Source organism: Merdimmobilis hominis (assembly GCF_016901855.1).
Taxonomy (GTDB): domain Bacteria; phylum Bacillota; class Clostridia; order Oscillospirales; family Ruminococcaceae; genus Paludihabitans.
In genome coordinates this window covers 1-1279 of sequence record NZ_JACJKY010000052.1, presented here as the reverse complement: position 1 = coordinate 1279, position 1279 = coordinate 1, and the positions used below count along the sequence as shown (strand labels likewise).

The following is a 1279-nucleotide window of genomic DNA, read 5'->3' as shown; positions in this document are numbered from 1 at the left end:
TGAACTGCCCCAGATTGAGCGGACAGGAGAAAAAAGCCCCTGGTAGGAAAATATTGAGTTTTAGGAGGAGTGGCGGAGCGTGAGCGGCGCCACTCCTGTTTTGTACTGGATGCGGTCGTGGTTGTAAAAATGGATATACCGGTCGATCATCTCGTATGCTTCGGCGAAAGTGGCCGGTTTGTGGCGGTAAATACATTCTGTTTTGAGGATGGAAAAGAAATTCTCCGCCATCGCGTTGTCATAAGGATTGCCTTTTCTTGACATAGACGGCGTAATGCCGTATTGTTTAGTCAGCTGGAAATATGCTTGGGATGTGTATTGAAAGCCCTGGTCGCTGTGGAGCTGCAACTCTGCAGCGACCGCCTTTTTCTCCCGCTTCATAGCCAGGCGGATAGTGTCCAGTACCAGATTCACCGTCTGCTGTGTTCCTGTCTTGTAAGCCACGATGCTGTTGTCGTAGAGGTCACGGATCATGGACAGATACAGCACACCTTGCCTGGTTTGGATGTAAGAAATATCGGTTACCCATTTGCTGTTGGGTCTGTCTGCATGAAATTCCCTGTTGAGTAAATTCTGATATTTATGAACTTGCTGCCCCAGGGCCTTCCACTTGCGTTTTCTCCGAATTTCAGACAAGAGGCCGTATTTTTTCATGATCCGAAGGATGGTTTTCGGATTGTGGTGGATGCCTTGCCGCTCCAACCACAGGTGCATCCGGCGGTAGCCGTAGGTTTGAAAGCAATGCTCCTGCTGTTTCCGAAGCAGAGCAGCCAGCGGCGCGTCCTTCTCAGGCCGATCCATGCGCTTCACATGATCATAATAGCCGCTTCTGGATACCCCAAAGACTGCGCACATGACGGATACCGGATATGAACCCTGATGACGGTAAATGACTTGATACTTGAGCTTTGGCCTCACTTCCTTCCCATGAGCGTAATAAAATCCCGCAATAGCTCATTCTCCATTTTCAGACGCTGATTTTCATACTTGTATTCCTGCAGCGTCCTGGCGGGTTTTCGTCCTCTCTGTTTGGGCAGGACTTGCTTTGCTTTCTTTCGCTCCCGCTTCAGCAAGTCATGGATTGGTCTGTCGCCCTCCAGCCCCAGCCTTTCCGCAACTTCCCGCTGGCTCATCCCGCTCTCCAACATCCGTTTGATTTCTGGCAGAAGCTCCTGCACTTTTTGATATCTTCTCCGCATATAAATTCCCCCCTGTTGTAGTTCCATTTTCCTACATCAGGGGGGATTTGTCTATTGTCCGTTTTTTCTGGCGCGGTTCA

Annotated in this window: 2 protein-coding genes; both read right to left on the bottom strand. The window is 49.9% G+C overall.

The window, feature by feature from the left end:
- Positions 1–60: 60 nt before the first annotated feature.
- Positions 61–918, bottom strand: a complete 858-nt coding sequence (locus H6A12_RS12980; RefSeq protein ID WP_204448426.1) for an IS3 family transposase — start codon at positions 916–918, stop codon at positions 61–63.
- Positions 915–1199, bottom strand: coding sequence for an imidazolonepropionase (locus tag H6A12_RS12975; RefSeq protein ID WP_204448427.1), 285 nt, complete (start codon positions 1197–1199; stop codon positions 915–917). Before H6A12_RS12975 ends, H6A12_RS12980 begins: the two co-directional genes overlap by 4 nt.
- Positions 1200–1279: the final 80 nt, after the last annotated feature.